At 70.8% G+C, this 3,370-nt stretch carries 4 protein-coding genes; 3 read left to right on the top strand and 1 reads right to left on the bottom strand.

From position 1 onward, the window contains the following. The coding region (locus VFZ20_RS28490; RefSeq protein WP_329687360.1) for a DUF885 family protein at positions 1 to 892 on the bottom strand (892 nt) is incomplete at its 3' end. A gap of 582 nt (positions 893 to 1,474) precedes the next feature. On the opposite strand from VFZ20_RS28490, the gene VFZ20_RS28485 reads away from it, so the two are divergent. The 3 genes from VFZ20_RS28485 to VFZ20_RS28475 form a co-directional block, all read left to right on the top strand. Next, on the top strand, positions 1,475 to 2,107 hold the full coding sequence (locus tag VFZ20_RS28485; RefSeq protein WP_329687359.1) for a hypothetical protein: 633 nt from the start codon (positions 1,475 to 1,477) through the stop codon (positions 2,105 to 2,107). A 101-nt stretch (positions 2,108 to 2,208) separates the two neighbouring features. Continuing rightward, the gene (locus VFZ20_RS28480) at positions 2,209 to 2,829 is read left to right on the top strand and encodes a class I SAM-dependent methyltransferase (RefSeq protein WP_349264141.1); all 621 of its coding nucleotides are present in this window, start codon (positions 2,209 to 2,211) and stop codon (positions 2,827 to 2,829) included. 96 nt (positions 2,830 to 2,925) lie between these two features. Next, positions 2,926 to 3,370, top strand: a 445-nt coding sequence (locus VFZ20_RS28475; protein WP_329687357.1) for a rhomboid family intramembrane serine protease, incomplete at its 3' end; no start/stop codon positions are given.

The following is a 3,370-nucleotide window of genomic DNA, read 5'->3' as shown; positions in this document are numbered from 1 at the left end:
CCTCGCCGTGCGGCCGCGCGGAGATCCCCGCGTCCATCGTGGCCACGGCGCGCTGCGCCTCCAGCTCCGCGATCTGCCGGTCCAGCGCCGGCGCGATCTCCTGCGCCGCGATGCGCCGCGCGCGCCCGGCCCAGTCGCCGGGAATGCCGCGCGTCCGCCGCTCCAGCGACTCCACGAGCATGCCGCCCTCGCGCGTGCCCTGGGCGGACAGGCGCATCTGCGCCAGCGCCTTGTCCAGCAGGAACGCCGGCGGGACAAGGCCGCCGGCGCGCGCCGCCCGCACGCGCTCCAGCTCGCCGTCCAGCTGCCGCGCGTACGCCTGCAGCCGTGCCAGGTACGCCTCGGCGTCGGCGGCGTTCTCCACGGTGTGGTCGCTGTCCAGGAACCGCGGGACGTCCAGGTACGCGCCCACGTTCTGGATGACGACGTACGGCGTGTTGCGCCAGCTGCCCACGGTAATGTCGCCGTAGGGGAGCGCCATGCCCTCCAGCGCCGTGGTGTAGGCGCTGCGGACCACCTCCACGCTCGTCCGCACGGCGTGCGACAGGCCGCCGACGTCCACGGCCGCCAGCCGGCCCAGGTCCGCGCGCAGCTGCTGCGCGATCCGCTGCTGCCCGGCGATGGACCGGTCCGCCAGCCGGGACCGCAGCCCGGCGCGCGGGCCCACGTCCAGGCCCAGCGAGGTCGCCGTCTCGGGAAAGAGCTCCAGGAGCGCGTTGCCGACCTGGTCCAGGATCATGACGGCGCTCCGGTCGGCGTCGGTGGCCGCGGCGGACGGCGGCACGTGGGCGGCGCCGCACGCGGAGAGCAGCGGCAGCGCGGCGATGGACGCGAGGGCGGCCAGCATCTCCCTGCGCGTGAGGAGTCCGTGGGCGGTCGGATCGTTCGGCATCGGTGGATGGCTCGGTGTCGGCGGTGAGGGACCCTCAATGTGGACTCGCTCCCCCGAATGCGACAAGCCTTCCGGCGGATGAGAACCTGCTCGTTGCCGGATCTGGTCGGTGACAAGCGTCCTCGGCGGAGCGGATGATGCCGATTGCGGATCAGCCCCAGCCGAGCGAATGAATTCGCCGCGGGAAAGGCACGAAGTCCGCCTGCGCGGACTGCCCCAGTGAAAGCCGGCCGAGGTGCACCGGAGCAGCCGCATCCGCCTTGTGATGACGGGCCGGCGACGGGTGGCAGCCCGTGTCGGCGGTTGAAGCGTCGCGCAGTCTGCGAGGCTTTCCGCTGTCGTTGCGGCAGGTTTACCCGCTCCGGCCCGCATCATCGGCACGAGCCGACCAGCGGATCCCATCGGTCTCGCGCCTGACGATCGTCCACGCAGCGGGCGCGGCGGATCATCTTGCGCCCAGATGAGGGATCCCGTCATTTGTTCGGACGCGTCCTTCCTCGACTTTCTTCGCCAGCCATCATCCCGGATCATGCCGACACCCGTTCCGGCGCCCTCCCACGAAGACCGGTCCGGAACTGGCTGATGCCGGGTACGATCGCGCGATTCCTGCGCATCGGCATGGCGGCAGTGCGCCTGGGCGCGCTGTATGGCGCCGGCGTGTTCCTTTTGCTGTTGTTGCTCGGTACGTGGACCGGCGAGTGGGCGGGGGCTGCCGGTGTGATCATCTCCAGCTACGCGGCACAGGCCGGCACTCTGGCCGTGGTCGCGATGCTCTTCCTTGCAGCCGCGCGCCACTTTGGCTATGTCGCCCTGTGGCTGCTGCTGGTGGGCGCGTGGTTCGCAGGGCCGATGGCCCGGTGGACGAACCTCGGTGTGATGGCAGGCTTCATCTTCTGGAGTGTGGCCGCGATTCCGCTCTACCTGGTCGGTATGCCCGGCGTTGCGGGTCCACGCCCCCACCGCCGACCCCGGCTGACCGGACCCGCCATCGTGCTCGGCTGCTGGGCGCTGCTCATGGCGCTCGCGCTGGCCACCACGCCGCCCGAGCACCTCTTTATCGCGAGCGCAATCACCGGGAGCTTTGGCGCCCCCCCGGAGCTGCTGCTGAGATTCGCCCGCGTAATCTGGGGTCCGGCTCCGCTGCTGATCTTCTCGGAAACGTTCGAGCGGTGGCGCCGTACGATGATTTCGATCCGGCCGCCTGCCGGAGCTTGAGCCGGCTCCCCCCGCCCCGCGGATCCGGCCCGGCAGGCGAGCTCAGCCAGACCGCGCGCCCGGAGCAGCGCAAGCGGCCACCGCTCCCCCGGACGCCCGTGATTCGAAGCCTCATCTACGACACCCTGATCCTGCGCCTCACCTCCCGGTGGTACGCGGAGGTGCTGCGGCGCGTGCCCGCGGGCGCCGCGCTGCTGGACGTGGGCATCGGCACGGCGGGCGCGCTGCTGGCGAACGCGAACGTCGTGGAGCGAAAGCAGCTGCGCGTGACCGGCCTGGACGTGGACGCCGACTACGTCCAGCGGGCGCGGCGACGGCTCCAGGATTCCGCGATCGCCGGCCGCGTCGAGGTGCGGCTGGAGTCCGTCTACGACCACCGGGGCGGGCCCTACGGCGCCGTGTACTTTTCCGGGAGCTTCATGCTGCTGCCCGAGCCGGAGCGGGCCCTGCGGCACTGCGCCGCCCTGCTGGAGCCGGACGGGCGCATCTACTTCACGCAGACCTTCCAGACGCGGCGCGTGCGCTGGATGGAAACCCTCAAGCCCCTGCTCAAGCGGGTGACGACCATCGACTTTGGACGCGTCACCTACGAGGACGACTTCAGGGCACAGGTCCTGGCGGCCGGCCTGGAGCTGGAGGAGCTCACCGTCCTGGCCCGCCACGGGAGCCGGGCGTCGTGCCTTGCCGTGGCGAGGCGTGGGCATCCGGAGCATGGCGGATGACGAACCGTAACGGGCGACTCGTGGCCGCTGTCGCCGCGGCGCATCGTCAGGCTATGTTGCGCGGGAGCCAGAATCGATGACCCTGAGACCCGATCCGTGACACCCGTCGTCAGCGCACTGCTCATCGCCAACATCGCCGCGTTCATCCTGCAGCGGACGCTGCCGGACCTGGCGGACGCGCTCGTCTTTGTGCCGGAGCTGGCGCTGTCGCGCCCGTGGTCCGTCGTGACGTACATGTTCCTGCACGGCGACCCCATGCACCTGCTGTTCAACATGATCGCGCTGTTCTTCTTCGGGCCGCGCGTGGAGGAGCGCATCTTCTCGCGGCAGTTCGCGATCCTGTACTTTTTGAGCGGAATCACCGGCGCGCTGCTGTCGGTGATCTTCGCGCCGGGCTCGGCGATCATCGGCGCCTCGGGCGGCGTGTTCGGCGTGATGCTGGCGTTCGCGTGGTTCTGGCCCCACGAGCGGATCTACATCTGGGGCGTCGTGCCGGTGCCGGCACGCGTGCTGGTGATCCTCACCACGGTGTTCGCGCTGT

It is taken from the genome of Longimicrobium sp., from assembly GCF_036280135.1.
Taxonomy (GTDB): domain Bacteria; phylum Gemmatimonadota; class Gemmatimonadetes; order Longimicrobiales; family Longimicrobiaceae; genus Longimicrobium.
Note: the sequence above shows the minus strand (reverse complement) of the source record. Positions and strands in the feature narration are given on the sequence as shown.

Excerpts from the sequence above, each read along its gene's own strand:
- VFZ20_RS28485 (WP_329687359.1), top strand. The coding sequence starts at position 1,475 with ATGCCGGGTACGATCGCGCGATTCCTGCGCATCGGCATGGCGGCAGTG.